17 protein-coding genes are annotated in these 19,649 nt (G+C 62.0%); 10 read left to right on the top strand and 7 right to left on the bottom strand.

Annotated elements, in window-relative coordinates:
- Positions 1-171: 171 nt before the first annotated feature.
- Entirely contained in the window at positions 172-1,536 is a 1,365-nt protein-coding gene (locus KUV38_RS09530) for an MATE family efflux transporter (RefSeq protein WP_261385190.1), read from the bottom strand.
- A 90-nt stretch (positions 1,537-1,626) separates the two neighbouring features.
- Positions 1,627-2,304: a GntR family transcriptional regulator gene (locus KUV38_RS09525; protein WP_261385499.1), complete on the bottom strand. Its 678-nt coding sequence runs from the start codon at positions 2,302-2,304 to the stop codon at positions 1,627-1,629.
- 356 nt (positions 2,305-2,660) lie between these two features.
- Between KUV38_RS09525 and KUV38_RS09520 the strand changes: the two genes are divergently transcribed.
- From KUV38_RS09520 to KUV38_RS09475, 10 genes are all read left to right on the top strand, one after another.
- Positions 2,661-3,764 carry an ABC transporter ATP-binding protein gene (locus tag KUV38_RS09520; RefSeq protein ID WP_222469817.1) on the top strand — a complete coding sequence of 368 codons (1,104 nt, stop codon included), beginning with the start codon at positions 2,661-2,663 and terminating at the stop codon, positions 3,762-3,764.
- Positions 3,761-4,765, top strand: a complete 1,005-nt coding sequence (locus KUV38_RS09515) for an ABC transporter permease (protein ID WP_222469816.1) — start codon at positions 3,761-3,763, stop codon at positions 4,763-4,765. Before KUV38_RS09520 ends, KUV38_RS09515 begins: the two co-directional genes overlap by 4 nt.
- Before the next feature lie 13 nt (positions 4,766-4,778).
- Positions 4,779-5,660 carry a carbohydrate ABC transporter permease gene (locus tag KUV38_RS09510; protein WP_222469815.1) on the top strand — a complete coding sequence of 294 codons (882 nt, stop codon included), beginning with the start codon at positions 4,779-4,781 and terminating at the stop codon, positions 5,658-5,660.
- Positions 5,657-7,264 (top strand): extracellular solute-binding protein, encoded by a 1,608-nt coding sequence (locus KUV38_RS09505; RefSeq protein WP_261385189.1) that lies wholly within the window; start codon positions 5,657-5,659, stop codon positions 7,262-7,264. The genes KUV38_RS09510 and KUV38_RS09505 overlap by 4 nt, the downstream gene beginning before the upstream one ends.
- A gap of 82 nt (positions 7,265-7,346) precedes the next feature.
- Positions 7,347-9,668 (top strand): DUF4962 domain-containing protein, encoded by a 2,322-nt coding sequence (locus KUV38_RS09500; protein ID WP_222469814.1) that lies wholly within the window; start codon positions 7,347-7,349, stop codon positions 9,666-9,668.
- A 17-nt stretch (positions 9,669-9,685) separates the two neighbouring features.
- Positions 9,686-10,018, top strand: a complete 333-nt coding sequence (locus tag KUV38_RS09495; RefSeq protein ID WP_222469813.1) for a cupin domain-containing protein — start codon at positions 9,686-9,688, stop codon at positions 10,016-10,018.
- Positions 10,019-10,056: 38 nt separating this feature from the next.
- Positions 10,057-10,941 carry an NAD(P)-dependent oxidoreductase gene (locus KUV38_RS09490; protein ID WP_222469812.1) on the top strand — a complete coding sequence of 295 codons (885 nt, stop codon included), beginning with the start codon at positions 10,057-10,059 and terminating at the stop codon, positions 10,939-10,941.
- A 46-nt stretch (positions 10,942-10,987) separates the two neighbouring features.
- Positions 10,988-11,731: a ribonuclease activity regulator RraA gene (locus KUV38_RS09485; RefSeq protein WP_222469811.1), complete on the top strand. Its 744-nt coding sequence runs from the start codon at positions 10,988-10,990 to the stop codon at positions 11,729-11,731.
- 19 nt (positions 11,732-11,750) lie between these two features.
- The gene (locus tag KUV38_RS09480; protein WP_222469810.1) at positions 11,751-12,803 is read left to right on the top strand and encodes a DUF475 domain-containing protein; all 1,053 of its coding nucleotides are present in this window, start codon (positions 11,751-11,753) and stop codon (positions 12,801-12,803) included.
- Positions 12,804-12,828: 25 nt separating this feature from the next.
- Positions 12,829-14,010 (top strand): alpha-hydroxy acid oxidase, encoded by a 1,182-nt coding sequence (locus KUV38_RS09475; RefSeq protein ID WP_222469809.1) that lies wholly within the window; start codon positions 12,829-12,831, stop codon positions 14,008-14,010.
- On the opposite strand, the gene KUV38_RS09470 is transcribed toward KUV38_RS09475, so the two are convergent.
- The 5 genes from KUV38_RS09470 to KUV38_RS09450 all read right to left on the bottom strand — a co-directional run bounded on the left by KUV38_RS09470 (position 14,007) and on the right by KUV38_RS09450 (position 19,583).
- Positions 14,007-14,453, bottom strand: a complete 447-nt coding sequence (locus KUV38_RS09470) for a GNAT family N-acetyltransferase (protein ID WP_222469808.1) — start codon at positions 14,451-14,453, stop codon at positions 14,007-14,009. The genes KUV38_RS09475 and KUV38_RS09470 overlap by 4 nt on opposite strands.
- Positions 14,450-16,324, bottom strand: coding sequence for an ABC transporter ATP-binding protein (locus KUV38_RS09465; protein WP_222469807.1), 1,875 nt, complete (start codon positions 16,322-16,324; stop codon positions 14,450-14,452). The genes KUV38_RS09470 and KUV38_RS09465 overlap by 4 nt, the downstream gene beginning before the upstream one ends.
- A gap of 28 nt (positions 16,325-16,352) precedes the next feature.
- A complete protein-coding gene (manD, locus tag KUV38_RS09460; protein WP_222469806.1) occupies positions 16,353-17,579 on the bottom strand; it encodes a D-mannonate dehydratase ManD in 1,227 nt (408 codons plus the stop codon).
- A 26-nt stretch (positions 17,580-17,605) separates the two neighbouring features.
- Positions 17,606-18,745: a Gfo/Idh/MocA family protein gene (locus KUV38_RS09455; RefSeq protein ID WP_222469805.1), complete on the bottom strand. Its 1,140-nt coding sequence runs from the start codon at positions 18,743-18,745 to the stop codon at positions 17,606-17,608.
- Between the two features lie 340 nt (positions 18,746-19,085).
- Positions 19,086-19,583 (bottom strand): lactoylglutathione lyase family protein, encoded by a 498-nt coding sequence (locus KUV38_RS09450; protein ID WP_222469804.1) that lies wholly within the window; start codon positions 19,581-19,583, stop codon positions 19,086-19,088.
- Between the last annotated feature and the right edge of the window lie 66 nt (positions 19,584-19,649).

Genomic DNA, 19,649 nt, shown 5'->3' with positions numbered 1-19,649 from the left:
ATCCACGGCTAATACATTAACCGAGTCAACGGACTTGTTTCATCTTCCGGCAAGGATCTACCGCTCCCCTCCGCCGGAAGAGGGGGTGATGCGGGTGCGTCGAATGCAAACCCCGCATTCGAATCCAATACTAGTATCCCAGATTCTGTCAATCAAAAGCTGCGTCTTGCCTCAATCTTCCATCGTCCCGGTCCTCCAATGTCCTTGCCTGAGGCGAAGGTGAAAGGGGGCAAACTTGATGAGTTCTTCCGCCAGCACGAGTGCGAAAACCACCGTCACGGAGGCATCAAGCCACAGCACCGCCGCGGCAGTGGCGGGGACGCGAAAGAGCCACTGCGACCAGACGAAGATATGCATGACATAAAGTGTTTCGCCGCCCGCTCGGAGGGTATTGCCGCAAATCGCGTTGGAGCCCTTGGGAAAGGGGAGGAAAATGAGGATGGGTAGAAAACTCAGCAAGGTGGCACGGGTGTCGGGATGCAGGTCGGGATAGATCCACGGGCTGGCGAGACAGATGCCGGCGTAGATCGCCGCAACGAGGCTGGAGGCGAGGAAGGACGTTCGCCACACCGACAGGAGAAACCTGTCAAGCACCTCTCCCGGTGTGCTTCTGCCCAGCATCTGTCCAACATAGATCCCGGTGGCTTGCGCCCAGCACATGCCGAACGTGCCTACCACCTGCACCCAGGGCATGATGATCGTCATCGCAGCAAAGTCGTTCACCGGAAGCCGGGCGTAGAGCAACCCGCAGACGCTGATTGCAATGGTCGCGCTGCCGAAAGTGGCAGCAATCGGAAGCGAGAAGATGAAGTGGCGGCGCAAGCTGGCGGTGTAGGTGCCGTTGCGCCACCCGATGACCCTCAACAGGGTCCGGTCGCGCGATAGCAAGAGTCCAGCCAAGAAACCAACCTGAATTACTGAGGCAACGGCGCTGCCAATCGCGGCGCCGGTGACGCCGAGGGCCGGTGCGCCAAGGTGGCCATGGATCAGCACGACGCTTACCGCAATGTTCACTGGCACAGCCATCATGTAGCTCAGTGCTGGAAGCCGGGTTTCGCCGCAGCCGTTGAAATAACCGGTGAGGCAGTGGCCGAGCGCCTCTGCGAGGATGACTACGGCGAAAATGCTCAGGTAGGCCCGTGCCCCATAAGCGATGTCGGCATTGTGGGCCAACCCGTCGATCAGCGGTCCGGCGAAAAGCGCAAGCAGCGCAAGGCCCGTTGTAACGACGCCAAAGTTAACGGTCAGACCCGACAGCAGCGCGGACTTCAGGAAAGCCCGATCACCCGACCCAAACGCCTGCGCGATCCTGATCTGAGTGGCATTGGAAAAGGCTACGATCAATCCGATCAACAGCCCGGCGATGGAAGCCGAAAGGCCGAGCACCGCCACAGCGCCTTCACCCAGTGACGATACAAGCCAACCGTCAATCACGACGATCCCGTGCAGCATGATGGACTTCAGGGTCAGTGGCCATGCGAGGTGAAAGACGGACCGGGTTGTGGGCACTGCGGGGGGCTGGGCTTGGGTGCGCATGACAAACTCTTGTCCGGCAGTGCCGGAGTGCCGCGCGGGGCGGCGGATGAGGGTAGGGGGGAGCTTCGGAGCGGCAGAGTGCCGCGCCGGTCAGCTGCCGTCGGGGTCGAAGTAGTGGCCGTTGGTCGCCTCTATCGAGGCAATCGTGGCATCCAGCCGCGACAGGTGCAGCTTGCCCGCCGCCACTGCACTCTCAGCGTCCCCGGCCAAGATGGCCTCCGCGATGGCCTCGTGGTCTTCGAGGAGTTGAGGCATCCGGTCTTCCTTGGAGAGCCCAAGGGTGCAGAGCCGGTCCACCTTGGCTTTCTCCATCGAGATGACCTCGAAGGCGAAGCCTGCGTCGGCGATCTCGCAGAGCGCCTGGTGAAACTCGTAGTCGAGTTCCCCGAACTTCTGATAGTCGCCCTTCTCTATGGCTGTACGCTGGCGCTTCAGGCAGGCGTCCAGAAGCTTCCGTGCTGCCGGGCTGGCGTTTGCCGACGCGCGGCGAAGCACCTCGTATTCGACGGCCGCGCGGACGAACCGAGACTTCTCGATTTCTCGCGAAGAGAAGCGCTTTACCTCGGTAGCCCGCTGCGGGCGGATCAGCAGCAGGTCCAAGTTGGCAAGTCTAGTGAAAGCATCTCGAACCGGCTGACGAGATACACCGAATTGGGCCGCGATCTCCGCCTCGGAAATCCGGTCGCCGGGGCGCAGCCGAAGCGAACTGATCTCATCGAAGAGATGGTCGAAAATCTCGTCGACCGTGGTGCGCCGATCGGTTGCCAAGTTGTTGCGCATGCCTCGCTGCCCCCTTTGCGTGATGGATTTATAGTCGCTCAATCCGAACTCGCCAATCGGCGACTGCTGTGCGCTCTCCTCCATAGTGCCCATGTCCCGTGCCTTTCAATTGCGGCGGTGCCTCTTGGCGCGCCAGATTCGCTGTCTTTCTGACCGGCTGGCGGTGTCAGAGCTGCAGGCCGCGAAGTAAGTCGCGACTAGTATTGCAGAATTAAGACTAGTATACCAGAAAAATTACTAGTATACCAGATTGCAAGATTGGTCGAATCGCAGCTTTGCAGCGCCCCGTGGGGCGGACGGTTCGAGAGGAGGCGCGCGGGGACCGCGCAACCGGAGGAGAGCACATGTCGGGAGTTCGGCTAGACCGCATCGTTAAGGCGTATGGCGCCGTGCAGGTGGTGCATGGCATCGACCTTGAGGTGCAGGAAAAGGAATTCGTCGTACTTGTCGGTCCCTCGGGTTGCGGCAAGTCCACAACCCTGCGGATGATCGCCGGGCTGGAAGAGATCAGCGACGGCGACCTCACCATCGACGGTCGCCATGTGAACCGCGTGGCCCCCAAGGATCGCGATGTGGCGATGGTGTTCCAGAACTACGCGCTCTACCCGCATCTCAACGTGGCCGACAACATCGCCTTCGGCCTGCGCATCCGGAAGGAAAAGAAGGAGGCCATCGCGGCTTCGGTGGAGGAGGTGGGCCAGATCCTCGGCCTCACGCCCTACCTTGAGCGCCGCCCGGCCGACCTCTCTGGTGGCCAGCGCCAGCGCGTCGCCATGGGCCGCGCCATCGTGCGTCGCCCCAAGGTCTTTCTCTTTGACGAGCCACTCTCCAACCTCGACGCCAAGCTGCGCACCCAGATGCGGGCCGAGATCAAGCGGCTGCACAAGCGCCTCGGCGCTACCTCGATCTACGTGACCCACGACCAGGTCGAGGCGATGACGCTCGCCGACCGCATCGTGGTCATGCACGACGGCCGTATAGAGCAGATCGGCACACCGATGGAGCTGTTCCTGAACCCGGCCAATACCTTCGTTGCGGGCTTTCTCGGATCGCCGCCGATGAACATGGTCAAGGCCACCGTGGTGGCGGGCGACAGCGGCCCGGTGGCCGAGTTCGATGGTCAGCAGGTACCGCTTCAGCCGTTGCCCGCGCTCCAGAACGCGGTTGGAAACGAGGTGATCCTCGGCATCCGGCCCGAGTTCGTGAAGGTCGCGGAGGCCGGCGCGCCGGGGTCCATCGCGATCGAGGTCGATCTCGTTGAAACCCTCGGCTCCGAGGCGCTGGTGCACGCCAGCCTGCAGGGCGACCCCTTCGTGATCCGCACCGACACGGTGGGGCAGATGGGCATTCTCGACGGCATCGGCGGTTTCACCATCGCGCCGCACCTGGTGCGTGTGTTCGATGCCGAGAGCGGCGAAGCGTTGCCCGGTCAGGTACTGGAGCAATGAGCAACGACCCGAATTTTATCACCGCTGCCGGGCCCGCTACCGAAGAGCTGGTCTTCGATGCCACCGAGGCGCAGCGCCGCCGCAAGCCCAGCCGGATGGTGCGGGTGGGTGACCACCTGAAGCGCGAGTGGCAGCTCTACCTGATGCTGATCCCCACGATCGTTTGGCTGCTCGTCTTTCTCTACAAGCCGATGTACGGCCTCCAGATTGCCTTCAAGGATTACTCGATCTTTCGCGGAATCGCGGATAGCCCCTGGATCGGGCTGGAGCATTTTCAAACACTGTTCAACAATGACCAGTTCCTGCGCGCCCTGCGCAACACCGTCATCATCAGCTTCTACGGCCTGATCTTCGGCTTCCCCATGCCGATTATCCTGGCGCTGATGTTCAACGAGATCCTCAAGCAGACGTTCAAGAAGACGGCGCAAACCATCGTCTACCTGCCGCACTTCATCTCCTCGGTGATCATCGCGGGGATCGTCATAACAGCGTTCTCGCCCTCGGCGGGCATCGTCAACACCATGCTCGGCTGGTTCGGTATCGAGCCGATCTATTTCCTGACCAAGCCCGAGTGGTTCCGCCCGATCTTCGTCGGCACCGGCATCTGGCAGGAGGCGGGCTTCCAGTCGATCGTCTACCTCGCGGCCATCGCGGGCGTATCGCCCACGCTCTACGAGAGCGCCGTGGTCGACGGCGCGAGCCGCTGGCAGATGATGTGGAAGATCACCATCCCGTCGATCATGCCCACCATCATCATCATGCTCATCATCCGCATCGGCAACATGCTCGAGGTGAGCTTCGAGATGATCATCCTGCTCTACCAGCCGGCCACCTACGAGACCGCCGACGTGGTGAACACCTTCATCTACCGACAGGGCATCCAAGGCGGGCAATACGATCTCGCCGCCGCAGCCGGCCTGTTCAATGCCGTGGTCGCCTTCGTTCTGGTGATGACCGCCAACACAATCTCCAAGCGCTACTCGCGCACGTCGCTCTGGTGAGGGGGAAAGAGCCATGACCAACATGAATCTCTACTCCCGCGGCGACAAGCTCTTCGTGATCGTCAACATGGTGCTGATCGCGCTGTTCACGATCTCCACGCTATACCCGTTCATCTACATCGCCTCGCTGTCGCTCTCGACTGGCTTCGAAGCGCGGGCGGGCAACGTGGTGCTGACACCGGTAGGGTTCACCATCGAAGCCTACAAACAGGTGCTCTCCGAGCCACTGTTCTGGTCGTCCTACGCCAACACCTTCATTTACACCATCGGCGGCACACTGATGAGCCTCGCGTTCATTATACCGGGCGCGTATGCCCTGTCGCGGCCACAGCTCTACGGACGGCGTTTCTGGAACCTGATGGTTGCCTTCACCATGTGGTTCAACGCTGGCCTTATCCCGTTCTTTCTGAACATGCGCGACCTTGGGCTGCTTGATAGCTACTTCGGCATCATAATCGGCTTCGCCGTCAACGGCTTCAACATCATCCTGCTGCGCAACTTCTTCGAGGGCATCCCGCAGTCGTTCGAAGAGGCAGCCCGGATGGATGGCGCCAACGAGTTCCAAGTGCTGTGGAAGGTGTTTGTTCCACTTGCGAAGCCCGCCATCGCCACTGTTGCGCTGTTCTGCATCGTCTCGCGCTGGAACGGCTTCTTCTGGGCCATGGTGCTGCTGCAGGACGAGAGCAAGATCCCGCTCCAGGTCTACTTGCGCAAGGTCATCGTCGAGCTTTCAGACGACGAAGAGTTTGCCAACACGCTACTCACTTCGGCCTATTCATTCGAGACAGTGAGCGCGGCCATCATCGTGTGCTCGATCATCCCGATCCTGCTTATCTACCCCTTCCTCCAGAAATACTTCAGCAAGGGCATCCTGCTGGGCGGAGTGAAGGAATGACCAAACCCTCAAACACCATTTTCGCAAACGGGAGGAAAACCATGCGGACCTTCACTATGGCGGCTGCCATCCTTGGAACCACGGCCATGACGGCACCAGCCTTCGCCGAGAGCCATCTGCCGATTGTCGATGAGCCATTGGAACTGACGATTCACATGCACTGGGCGCGTGCACAGGGCTACGGACCCGGCGGGGACACCTCCAAGATTTATCCCGTTGAGGAGGTTGCGCGGGAAAAGACCAACGTTCACCTGATCGACAAGACTTCCGGTCGCAACACCGCCGATAACTCCGAGGCGATGAACCTGCTTCTGGCCACCGGCGAACTGCCCGACATCGTTGGCGGGGCCAACATCCGGCAGCCGGTGAATGAATATGGCCCTCAAGGGGCTTTCGTGGCGTTGAACGATTTGGTCGAGGAGCACGCCCCGAACATCAAGGCGTGGTTCGAAGATCACCCTGACATCTGGAGCGCCATTCAAGCCTACGACGGCAACGTCTACTACATCCCGTATCTGCCCGACGGTAAATATGCACGGGCTTGGTTCGTACGGCAGGACTGGCTCGACGCGCTGGGCCTCGAGCAACCCGACAACGTCGAGGAGCTTTACGACGTTCTAGTGGCCTTCCGTGATCAGGACCCCAACGGCAACGGCCAAAAAGACGAGATCCCCTTCTTCGCTCGTGACTGGGAGGAACTGATCCGCCTCGTCACGCTATGGGATGCGCGTTCGACTGGCGCCGATGTCTATCACCAGTTCTACCTCAAGGATGGCCAAGTCGCGCACCCCTACGCGCAGGAGGCTTATCGTGATGCGATTGCCAACTTGGCCAAGTGGTACGAAGAGGGCCTGATCGACCCCGAGGTCTTCACTCGCGGATCCTCCGCCCGTGACTACCTGCTGGGCGAGAACCTTGGCGGCATGACCCACGACTGGTTCGCTTCCACATCCGGCTACAACGTTGCGCTTGCAGACAAGGTCGAAGGCTTCAACTTCATCCCCTTCTTGCCGCCGAAATCGGCTGCCGGAGTTCGGATGGAAGAGAACCGACGCATTCCCATGAAGCCAGATGGCTGGGCAATCAGTTACTCCAATGAGCACCCAGTCGAAACCATCAAGTACTTCGACTTCTGGTTCTCTGAAGAGGGTGCGTTGCTGGCCAATTTCGGTGTTGAGGGCAAGACCTGGGACATGGTCGATGGCCAGCCGATCTACAAGCCTGAAGTTCTCGAGTCGGGTCAGCCGGTGAATAGCCAGATGTATCTTGAAGGTGCGCAGGTCTATCGCGGCTATCCGCAGGACTATCGCTACGAATGGCAGTGGACCCGTGACTCGGCGCGTGAGGGCATTGAACTCTACGACACCGAAGATTTGCTCGTCGAACAGTTCCTTGGCGTCTCCTTCAACAAGGAGGAACAGGAAGTTTACGACAAGTACTATCCTTCGATCCAGACTTACATGCTGGAGCGTCAGCAGGCGTGGATCCTCGGGTCCGGCGATATCAAGGCCGACTGGGATGCCTATGTGGAAACCCTTAACAACATGGGCCTTCAGGAAGTTCTCGACGTGATGAATCAGGCTTACGCACGCCAGTACGGCTGATCCTCCCCTCAGCCCGGCGGGTGCGATCTCCCAAGTTTCGCGCCCGCCACCACACCCATTTCGCCAGACAGAAAGACCAGCGATGCCCGCTACGACGATCTCTGAACTCGATGAACCAAAGGCCGGCCGGTTGACGATCCAGTATGCGCCAGAAGCTCAGAGCGAGATTGTAGAGAACCCGCCGCGTTTCACCTGGCTGCCGGTGATCGAAGACGAAGCCACTTACGTGCTGCGTGTTTCGCGGGATCCTAAATTTTCTGCTGAGGCGACGCTAACCTTCGCCAAAGTGCCGCTTAACTTCTTCACCCCCAACGCTGTCTTGGAGCCCGGCACCTGGCACTGGTGCTACGCCGTCTGTGACCCCGTCACCGGCGAGCCCACCACCAGCTGGAGTACCGTACGCAGCTTCAATGTGGGGCAGGGACTGCCCGAAAGTCCGCTGCCGTCTCGAGGGGACCGACTGAAGGGCGCCACCACCGCCCACCCCCGACTCTGGCTCACCCCCGACCGGCTTAAGGACTTCCGCAAGGCTGTCCAGGCCGACCCGGACCACTGCACCTGGGCTACCTTCTACGAAAAATCAGTACTACCATGGATGGACCGGGAGGTGATGACCGAGCCCGCCGGCTACCCCGGTCATCAGCGCACCGCGCCGGTCTGGCGGCAAACATACATCGACTTGCAGGAACTGCTCTATGCCGTGCGCCACCTTGCCATCGGCGGCCAGGTGACTGGCGATGCGGCTATGCTGGAGCGCGCCAAGGCGTGGCTGCTGGAAGCCGCAAGCTGGGACCCGATGGGTGTGACTTCGCGTGCCTATACTGACGAATGGGCCTATCGCGTTACGAACGCTCTGGCCTGGGGCTACGACTGGCTGCATGACCAAATGACCGAGGAGGAGCGCGCCAAGGTGCGCGCGGCGCTGTTGGAGCGCACCCGCGACATCGCCGAGCACGCGATCATCAACGCCAAGATCCACCTTTTTCCCTACGACAGCCACGCAGTTCGCTCCGTCTCGCTCACACTTATCCCCGCCTGCATCGCACTGCTGGGCGATGACGATGCCGATGACGCGCGCGAGTGGTTGCACTACTGCATCGAGTTTCTCGCGGGGGTCTACTCACCCTGGGGCGATGCCGACGGCGGCTGGGCCGAGGGCACGAACTACTGGATGATGGGCATGGCCTATCTCATCGAGGCCGCCAACCGCCTCAAGAGCTTCGCCGGAATCGACCTCTACCAACGCCCGTTTTTCCGCAACACCGGCGACTTCCCGCTGTTTTGCAAAGCTCCGAACACCCGCCGTGCCACCTTTGGCGATGACAGCACACAGGGCGATCTGCCCTGCATCAAGACCGGCATCAACCTTCGGCAGTATGCGGGCATCACCGGCAATGGCGCCTACCAGTGGTACCACGAGGAGCTGGCCCGCCTGAACCCGGGCACCGAGGGCGCATTCTACAACTGGGGCTGGTGGGACACCAACTTCGACGAGCTGACCTACCTGACCGATTATCCACAGATCGAAGCGACCGCGCCCGAGAGTGGCTTCCGCCACTTCCGCGGCATCGGCTGGGTCGGCATCCAGCACGCGATGGCCGACCCCGACGAACATATCCAGTTCGTGTTCAAGTCCTCCCGCTTCGGCTCGATCAGTCACAGCCATGGCGACCAGAACGCCTTCTGCATGGCAGCCTACGGCGAGGATCTGGCGATCCAGTCGGGGTACTATGTGGCCTTCGGTTCCACGATGCACCGCGAGTGGCGGCGTCAGACCCGGTCAAAGAACGCCATCCTGGTCAATGGCAAGGGCCAGTATGCCGAGAAGGACAAGGCCAAGGCTATGGCCGCGACCGGCCGGATCATTGCCGCCGAGCAGCGCGAGGATCACATCTACATCAAGGGCGACGCCACAGCGGCCTATCAGAGCCTCTCGCCTGAGGTGACCCTTGCCGAACGTGAGGTCTACTTCGTCCGCAACAGCTATTTCGTGATCGTCGACAAGGTGGATGCCTCAGAGCCTGTTACGGTGGATTTCCTGCTCCATGCCAACGGTGAGTATGAGCTGGGAAAGACCAGCTTCCGCTACACCGGAGCACGTGCTGGATTCTACGGCCAGGTCGTCTGGTCAGAGGCAGGCAAGCCGCAGCTGACACAGGAAACCGGTTTTCCGGGCGTGGACCCGGCCGATTACGAGGGCCTTCCGGTCAGCACCTGCCTGCACGCCGAGTACCCCGCCGCGACCCGGCACCGCATCGCCACTCTGCTGGTGCCCTATCGGCTGAGCGAGCCCAAACGGATCTTCAATTTCCTCGACGACCAGGGCTATGACGCCGACCTCTATTTCACCGACACAGAAGAGAACACCTTCAAAGTGGTGATGAAGAAGCTCGCCAATACCTGACCATGGAGACCACGCCGATGACAGTGAAAAATCACTTTCCTGCTGCAGAGGGCGAGACAGTGCCCGCTGGCGAGGGGCTGACCCGCAGGGTAGGGGCCTGGGCTCAGAATGCGATGATCGTGGAGGTGCATTTCGAGGAGGGCGCTAGCTTTCCGCCGCACAATCACCCGCATGAGCAGATCACTTATGTGATCTCTGGAAAGTTCGAGTTCACCGTCGGCGGCACCGTCTACACGGTTGGCCCGGGCGACTCGCTCTACAAGCAGCCCGACATTGTCCACAGCGCTCGCTGCTTGGAGGGAGGCACGCTGCTGGATGTCTTCACGCCACATCGTGAAGATTTCCTCTGAATCCGAAAAAATCAAATAAATCCAAGGGAGTGCACAGCATGTCCAAACCTGTCATTGGCTTCATCGGCCTCGGCCTCATGGGCGGCAACATGGTCGAGAACCTGCAAAAACGCGGCTACGAGCTGGTCGTGATGGACCTCAACAAGGACGCCGTGAAAACGGTGATCGATCGCGGCAATGCCCGCGAGGCCGCAACGCCGCGCGAATTGGCCAAGGGTGTCGACATCGTCATGCTTTGCCTCACCACTTCCGACGTGGTCGAGAAGGTGATGTACGGTGACGACGGTATCATAGCCGGGATCAAGGAGGGCGCGGTGGTGATCGACTTCGGCACCTCTATCCCGGCCTCCACCCGCCGCATCGGCGCCGACCTCGCCTCCATGGGCGCCGGCATGATCGACGCGCCGTTGGGTCGCACACCTGCTCACGCCAAAGACGGGCTGCTCAACATCATGGCTGCCGGAGACCGCGAGACCTTTGACAAGGTCAAGCCGGTGCTCGACGACCAAGGCGAGAACGTCTTCTACCTCGGTGCGCTGGGCGCGGGGCATACCACCAAGCTCATCAACAATTTTATGGGCATGACCACCGTCTGCACGATGAGCCAGGCTTTCGCCGTGGCCGAGCGGGCAGGCGTCGACCGGGCGCAGCTCTACGAGATCATGTCCACCGGCCCCTCTAACTCGCCCTTCATGGCCTTCTGCAAAAACTACGCGGTCGACGGTGTGAGCGACCTAGGATTCTCGATCAACAACGCCAACAAGGATCTGGGGTACTTCCTCGAGATGGCCGAAGACCTCGGCACCCGCGCAGAGATCGCCGAAGGTACCTCGCACGCGCTGGAGGCTGCAGTGGTCGCCGGGCTCGGCGAGGGCAACGTGCCCGAGATCTACGACTACTTCCTGAAGCTCGACCGCGCGTAGGACAGGGCCTCTCTTCCCCCTACCGTCCGGATCAGAAGGAGCCATCATGGCCAACCCCGCCCCCGCCGAAAGCATCGCGCTCGACCCTGCTACTCTGGACCGACTGCGCGGCGCCAGCACCGCCACAGTGGCGACACTCCTCTACATGCGTGGCTACCTGAACGCCTATATCCAGAGTGCCATGCCGCTGGCACCCGGCAAGCCCACCATGGTCGGCCCCGCCTTCACCCTGCGCTACATCCCCGCGCGCCCAGACACCGACCCGATCGAAGCGTTCCGCGAGCGCGATCACCCGCAGCGTGTGGCAGTCGAAGAGTGCCCCGAGGGCGCCGTGCTGGTGATGGACTGCAGAGGCGATGCCTCCGCGGCTTCGGCCGGGTCAATCCTTCTGACCCGGCTCGAGATGCGCGGCTGCGCTGGCGTTGTTACCGATGGCGGTGTGCGGGATGCGGAGGGTGCGGCGGCGCTCTCTATGCCGGTCTACGCGGGCAAGCCATCGGCGCCCACCAACCTCACCAAGCACCATGCGGTCGATATCGGCTTGCCCATCGCTTGCGGCGAGGTGGCGGTCTACCCCGGTGACATCCTGCTGGGCGATGGCGATGGGGTCATGGTGATCCCCCGTCACCTGGCCGACGAGATCGCGGCGGAGGCCCTGCCGATGGAAGTGTTCGAGAGCTTTGTGCTGGAGCAAGTCCGCGCGGGCCAGCCGATCATCGGGCTCTATCCGCCCACCGATGCGGCGGTACAGGAGCGTTACAAGGAGCGGCAAGGCAGCCGGTCCAGCTGACAACCCGCAAGGACACCACATGCCAAGCCGCTCATTACGCTCTTATTTCCTGTGGCCCGTCGTCGTGACGGTGCTGGGCCTCGTGCTTTCGGCCTGGCTTGGCTGGCGTGTGACGGGCACGCTGGGCGGTCTGCTAAATTTCCTCGTCCTCGGTGCCATCCTCGCTGCGCTGGAAATTGCGCTGTCGTTCGACAACGCAGTGGTTAATGCAAACCGTCTTTCCACCATGTCCGAGGTCTGGCGGCGACGGTTTCTAACATGGGGCATCCTGATTGCCGTTTTTGGCATGCGCATCGTCTTCCCGCTCGCAGTCGTCTGCACCGCGGCCTGGATCGGGCCGATGGAGGCGCTTGATCTCGCCATCAACCGCCCAGACGACTATGCCCACATCATCGAAGAGGCACATCTGTCGATCTCGGCCTTTGGCGGCACCTTCCTGATGATGGTTGCGCTTACCTACTTCATCGACGAGGGCAAGGATGTGCACTGGGTGCAGTGGCTCGAACGTCGCCTTGCCGATTACGGCGCGATCCGTGGTTTCGAAACTGCGTTGGTCCTGCTGGTGGTGGTCGGCTTCGCCTTCGTCCTGCCTGCTGGGGTGAAAGCCGATTTCGTGTTCGGCGCGCTCTTCGGCCTTCTGGTCTTCTCGGCTGTCGACGTCGTGGGGCACATACTCGACAGCGAGCAGGGCGACACAGCCAAGCTCGCGGCGCAGGGTGGGATCGGGGCCTTTCTCTACCTCGAAGTGCTCGACGCGAGCTTCTCCTTTGATGGCGTCATCGGTGCCTTCGCTCTGACGACCAACCTCTTTCTCATAGCCATCGGTCTTGGCATCGGCGCGATGTACGTGCGCTCCTTCACGATCATGATCGTCGAAAAGAAGACACTCGCCCAATTCCGGTACCTGGAGCACGGCGCGTTCTACTCCGTCTTCTTCCTGTCTCTCGCGCTCTTCGCCCAATCCGTCCTGCATGTGCCGGAGCCGGTTACGGGTCTTCTTGGTGTTGTCCTCATCGGCTTGGCGCTGCTGAGTTCACAGCGATACAAGAAGGCTCAGGGAGGACCGTCATGACCGCGCCTGAAAGAGCCAAACCCCGATGATCGGCCGTGGCAGGGCGCTTGCCCGCGTCTACGCACTGGAGGATTTCGAGCCATTGGCGCGCCGCCATCTGCCGAGGCCGATCTTCGGATATGTCGCGGGTGCCGCGGAAACCAACGCCTCTCTGGCCGATAATCGGGCTGCCTTTGCCGAAATCGGCCTGTTGCCTCGTGTGGGGGTAGACGTGTCTGGCCGCAGCCTCTCGACCCGCGTCATGGGTTTGGACTACGACCTGCCGTTCGGCATTGCGCCCATGGGCGTATCAGCCCTCACCGCCTACCGGGGCGACCTTGTGCTCGCCCGCGCCGCGCCCGGCGCGCGCATTCCCATGATCGTCAGCGCAGCCTCGCTGATCCCGCTGGAGGAAATCACGGCAGAGGCCCCTGACGTCTGGTATCAGGCTTACTTCCCACAGCACCTCAGCGATATCTCGGCGCTCCTCGATAGGGTTGCCCGCGCCGGGGTCGAAACCCTCGTCGTCACCCTCGACAGTGCCGTGGTGCCCAGCCGCGAGAACAACCTGCGCTCAGGCTACCGGACGCCAATCCGCCCCAACTCTGCGTTGCTCTGGCAGGGCATCACGCACCCGCGCTGGGCACTCGGCACCTTCCTGCGCACCTACATCCAGAACGGTCCGCCCCACTTCGAGAACGCCACTGCCACGCGCGGTGCCCCGTTGCTCTCCCGTCAAGCCGTGCGCGATTTCTCGGGCCGTGAGTTTCTTAGCTGGGAACTGCTCGCCGAGGTCCGCAAGCTCTGGAAAGGTCGCTTGGTTCTGAAGGGCATCCTCCACCCCGATGACGTGGCCCGTGCTAAGGCGCTCGGGGCACAGGGCGTGATCCTCTCCAACCACGGCGGCCGCCAGCTCGACGGCGCGGTGGCACCGCTCCGCGTGCTCGGTGCGGCACTGGAGCGGGCGGGCGACATGGCGGTGATGATCGACGGTGGCATCCTGCGCGGCACTGATATCCTGAAGGCGATGGCGCTGGGCGCCGCCTTTACCTTCCTTGGCCGCCCGATGAACTACGCCGCCGCTGTGGCGGGCGAGGCGGGGGTGGCCCACACGATTGAGCTGATGCGCACCCAACTCAGAGCCGACCTCGGGATGCTGGGCGTGCTGCGGCTGGAAGACCTCAGCCCTTCGCTGATCCATACGGACGGCTTCAGGGCGATCCTCTAGCCAGTCAGCGCTTGCCACTCCATCCGGACATCCGGCGTCTGCTCCTCGTTGCCCGCCCCATCCGTCAACTCGACCTCCGCGAAGCCGTGGCGGGCGTAGAAGGCGCGCGCCATGGTGTTGCCCTGAAAGGCCCAGAGCTGGAGGAAAGGCGAAGCGGCCCTCGCTTTCTGCAAGAGCGCCGTTCCGATCCCCTGACGCCAGTGTGACGGCGCGATGTAGAGATGGTCAATCCAGTCCCCATCGATTGCGATGAAACCCACCGCCGTCTCGCCGTCACAGGCCACCCAAACTTCCTGCGCCGAGATAACCCGGTCGCGCAGATAACGCTGCAGCCCTTCCAGCGTATGCAGCACCGGCAGCCAGGGCATTGCCTCCGTCCGGGCGCAGCGGTGGATCCGCGCGAGGGCAGGCGCATCCTCTCGGCTTGCGCGGCGCAGCTTCATTGCGCGGGATCCCCCTCTGCTGGCTCTACTCCGAGGAACCCGCCCGACTGGCGGTTCCACAGCTTGGCATAAAGCCTGCCCGCCGCCAGCAGCTCGGCATGGCTGCCGTTCTCCACGATGCGGCCATCCTCTACCACCACGATCCTGTCCATCTCCGCGATGGTCGAAAGCCGATGGGCAATGGCGATCACGGTCTTGCCGCGCATCACGCGGGTCAGCGCTTCCTGAATCTCGGCCTCCACCTCGCTGTCCAGCGCGCTGGTCGCCTCGTCGAGAATGAGGATCGGCGCGTCCTTCAGGATCACGCGCGCCAGCGCAATCCGCTGCCGCTGCCCGCCCGAAAGCTTGACGCCGCGCTCGCCGACGTTGGTGTCATAGCCCTGCCGCCCCTTGCTGTCCTGCAATTCACAGATGAACTCATGGGCGCGGGCCTCGCGGGCAGCGGCCTCGATCTGCTCCTGGGGCACGTCCGACTGGCCAAGTGCGATGTTGTCGCGCACCGAGCGGTTCAGCAGCGCGGCCTGCTGGCTGACCATGCCGATGGCGCGGCGCAGGCTCTCGAGGTCCACCCCGGCAACGTCTTGCCCGTCAATCAGAATGCGCCCGCCCTCGGGTTCGTAGAACCGCAGGATCAGGTTGACGAGAGTGGATTTGCCCGCCCCGGAAGGTCCGACAAGGCCCACCCGCTCGCCCGGCGCGATCCTCAGATCAATGCCCATCAGCCCGCCGCGCTCCTTGCCGTAGTGGTGCCGCGCACCCTCCACCACAATCTCGCCCGCGCTTACATTCAGCTCCGGCGCATCTTTCACCGGCGGGATCACCAGAGGCTGAGCGATCGTGCGCAATGCTTCGCGGATCGAGCCGACCTGCTCGAAAATACGCCAGATCGCCTCAAGCACCCATTCCGCCATTGTGGTGATCCGCAGTGACAGCGCTACAGCGGCGCTGACCAGCCCGATGGTCGCGCCACCCTGCGCCCATAGCCAGATCCCGTAGCCGACGATCCCGGCCATGATGACCCCTTCGAGCCAGACCGTGACGGTACGCAGCGCCAGCCCGATCTGGCGGGCGTGAAACAGGGTTTCGCGGGTGTCTTCCAGGGAGGCGAGGTAATCGGCCTCCATTTCGTGGCGCCGCGCGAAAAGACTGACCGTGTCGAAGTTGGAAAACGTATCCACCACCTTGCCGAGCAGCGCGGACTTGGAGGCCATGAAGATCTCCATCGCGCGCACCATGCGCGGCACGATCAGCGCCATCAGCCCGATGTAGAGCGCCAGCCAGACGAAGAGCGGAATGGCCAGCCGGATGTCGGTGCTGGCCATCAGCGTGACCACCCCAACCATGTAGACAAGCCCGAAGGCCACGGCGTTGAGCGACTGATAGAGCGTGTCGGAGGCGTAGTTGCCCATCAGCACGATACGCGAGGCGGTACGCCCGGCAAGGTCTTCCTGAAACCAACCCACCGATTGCCGAGAAATATGGTCGTAGGCACGCCAGCGAAAGAGGTTGGCGATGTTGCAGGAAAATCCGATGTCATTCACCGCGAAGCGGGCAAATTGCGCAAGCGGACGCAGGGCGATGATCATCACGGCGGCAAAGATCAGGCTGGCGTTGTGCTCCGCCCAGATCTCGGCCGGCGCGGTTTCGGCCAGCATGTCGATCAATCGCCCGGCATAGCCGATCAGCCAAACCTCGATGGTGGCGGTGAGCGCGGTGACGATCAGGCTGAGAACCAGCACAAGCCGCAACGGGCGCAGATGCGAGCGCAGGTAGGGCCAGACGCTGCCCGCCGGTGCCTCCCGCGACCCGTGGACATAGGGGTCGGCAAGGTGGAGCGCGGCCCGGGTGACGCGTTCATAGAGCTTCAGCATTCTCCTCGCCCACCCTCTGTCGCGCGGCTCAGTAGTTCCACATCGTTCCGTCCTCCAACCTCACCACCGGGTGGCTGCCGGGTTTGTACTGGTAGCGAGCGGCTTCTGCTTCATCAAAGTCCACCCCAAGCCCCGGTGCGTCCGACACGTAGACCATGCCATTCTCCAGCCGATGTTCCGAGGGGAAGAGCGCATCGCATTCCTCCGTTCCCAGCACGAGATATTCCTGAATACCGAAGTTCGGCGCCCAGGCGTTGAGATGCGCCTGCGCGGCCATACAGAGCGGCGAGTGGCTTGGTGCGCCGTGAAAGCCGGTTCGCACATGGTGCAGACCGGCCAGATCAACGATCCGCTTCACATGGGTGATCCCGCCGGCATAGGTGACGGCCACGCGGATGAAGTCGATCAGCTCTTCCTCGATCAGCTTGTTGCACTCGAAGATCGAGTTGAACACCTCGCCAATCGCCACCGGCACTGTCGAATGCTGGCGCAAAAGCCGCAGCGCTGCCTGGTCCTCGGCGGGGGTCGGATCTTCCAGCCAGAATAGACCCGCAGGCTCCACGGCCTTGGCAAACTCCGCCGCCTCGCGTGGAGTGAGCCGGTGGTGGACATCATGAAGCAGGTGCAGGTCGGGGCCAAACCGCTCGCGGATCTCCATCAGCGCGCCGGGCATGTAGCGCATGTACTTCCCGGTGTCCCACGTTTCCACCTTCGGGCGGATGCCGGAAAAATCGGTAATGTAATGCTTGCCTTCACCCGGTGCCTCGGGAACCGCGTAGCTCGCCGTGGGCATTCCGGGTATGCCGCATTGCACCCGCACGGCCTTGTAGCCCTGTTCGACGTAGTGCCCGATGCTGTCCACCAGGTCCTCAAGGTCCGATCCAGTCGCATGGGCGTAGCACATCGCCCCCTCCCGGCTCTTGCCACCAAAGAGCTGGTAGAGAGGCAGGTTCGCCAGTTTTCCCTTGATGTCCCAGAGAGCCATATCGATAGCGCCGAAGGCAGCCATCGCCACCGGGCCACGCCGGAAATAGGCGCCCCGATAGAAGAACTGCCAGATGTCCTCGGAGTTGCGCGGGTCCATCCCGATCAGGTTGGGCACGAGGTAGTCTCTCAGGTAGGTGGCAGGCAAGGTCTCGCGGTTGTTCAGCGTGGCATCTCCAAGGCCGTAGATGTCCTGGTCGGTCATGATCTTGAGCGTCACATAGTTCTTGCCCGGTCCCCCGACGAAGACCTTCGCATCAGTGATTTTCATGTGGGTCTCCTCCTCCGGGTCGCGGCTCAGCGTAAACCCGCCACGTTGGTCCAGCCCGCGTTCTCGCGGATGATGTCGATGATTTGCTGATACTCCGCACCTTCACGGAAAGTGGGGTATGGGGGCGCGGGTTCGCCCCGAATGTCGGCGACGAAATCCCTTGCGAGGAGGTGCCAGCACAACTCTGTCTCACCTGACACATCAGGCAGTCCCTCAGCGATCCCATCAGGCAGCGCCTGTTCCTGCCAGTCGCCGTCAGCCCCATGCAGAAAAAGCTCGCGGCTCCCGTAGTGCCCCTTGATGTAGATCGCCCCCTCGGTGCCGTAAAATACGATGTGATCCTCGTGGAAGCGCGGCACCAAGCCGCCGTGCTTGAAGAGCACTGACACCGGCTGCCGGGCCATCGGGCTCTCCAGCCTCGCGAGGACCGTGTAGCTCCACTCCGCGTCGCTCTCACCCCATTGCAGGGTCGGATCGTCTAGATCGCGGGGGATGAAATCGCGCCGGGTGGCGAAATTGTGCACCCCTTCCACAATTGGTGCGCGGCCCAGATCGTCCCTGACCTCGCCCATGACCGAGAGGATCTTCTCACCGACAACGGCGCAGGCAATGGACAGCGTGTGGGTGAAATTGTTGTTGAGCCGACCGCCGCCGTCGGCTCTGCGATGGGACCAACCGAAGGGGATGTTCCGCTCGAGATTGAAATGCGAAATGCACTCGATCTCGGTCGGCTCGCCGATTGCGCCTGCAGCCACCAGCGCCCTAGCGTGCTGGACGCTCGGCGTGTAGCGGTAGCTCGCGGCATAGGCCGTCTTAACGCCCTTCGCCAGCGCGAGATCCCGTAATTCCACGGCGGTTGGCCCGCTCTCGGTCATCGGTTTGTCGCAGAACACGTGGCACCCCGCCTCGATCGCCTGCTGAATCGGCTCGAAGTGCGCGCCGCCCGGCGTGCCGATCGAAACGATGTCGGGCGCGCAAACGGAGAGTGCTTCGGCCCAGTTCGTTCCCGCGTAGACGATACCAAGCCGCTCTGCGACGTCCTCCACGACATGCGGAGTTCTTCCGACCATTCCTACGATCTCAGCGCCTGCGGCGCGAAAGGCTTGAGCATGGCCTTCACCGGCAAACCCGGTTCCGGCAATCAAGACTCGCAAATTTTGGCTCATCACGACTCCAGTTTCGCACGACTAGTATGCTAGTCGGCAAGTAAGTCATGTGCAACCCGCGTATCGTCTTGATTGAATCCCTGCTTCATTGGTTGCGTCAGTTGCGGAACGGTCGACGCCACCACACTGGCAAAACGCGGTCGGCCTCGCGGTCGTTTCTGCTGTTCGCCGCAGCCGCTCGATCAACGCCCCGCCGATCAAACGCCGAGTAGTGCCTTTAACGTACTTGCTGGCAATGAGTGGCTTGAGGGACTTATCCGCACCAATCCTCCTCTCACCCAGATCAAATGCGTTGTCGGGTAGCGCCGGCCCCGTGTCGCACTGAGCCAGCGCTGGTCGGCTATTCATAGGCACCGGCGGAATAGGTGAGCTCGTAGCTGTGGCTATAAAGTTCGAAGACGATGCCGAAGGGGTCTTCGACGTAGACCATCCGGTAGGGCTTTGTTCCCGGGAAGTATTCGCGCACCGGCATACGTTGCCGCCCGCCGGCTTCGACGATGCGCTGCGCCAGACCTTCAATGTCAGGGTCCTGCACCGCGAAGTGAAAGGTGCCATGGCGCCTGTGCTCGAGCTTGTCCTCTGGCGCATAGTTGCCGGGGAACTCGAATATCTCGATACCGATGCCATCGGCGGTCGAGAGGTGTGCAATCCTGAGCGTCCCCCACCCGGGGCCAAAGACGTCCGTGCACATGACGCCGATGGCGCTGTCGTCTTCTACGGCCTCGGAAGGCTCCATCACGACGTAAAAGCCGAGCACGTCTGAGTAGAACTTCACGGCCGCTTCAAGGTCCGGAACGGACAAGCCGATATGGGAAAAGGTGCGTGGCGTCTCGTTCATCTTGTATCTCCATTCGCATTGCGTTGGAGCCGATATGGACTGGGGATGCTGTTTTGTGAAATTATC

Source organism: Vannielia litorea, assembly GCF_019801175.1.
Lineage (GTDB): Bacteria > Pseudomonadota > Alphaproteobacteria > Rhodobacterales > Rhodobacteraceae > Vannielia > Vannielia litorea_B.
This window is presented reverse-complemented; position numbering and strand designations above follow the sequence as displayed.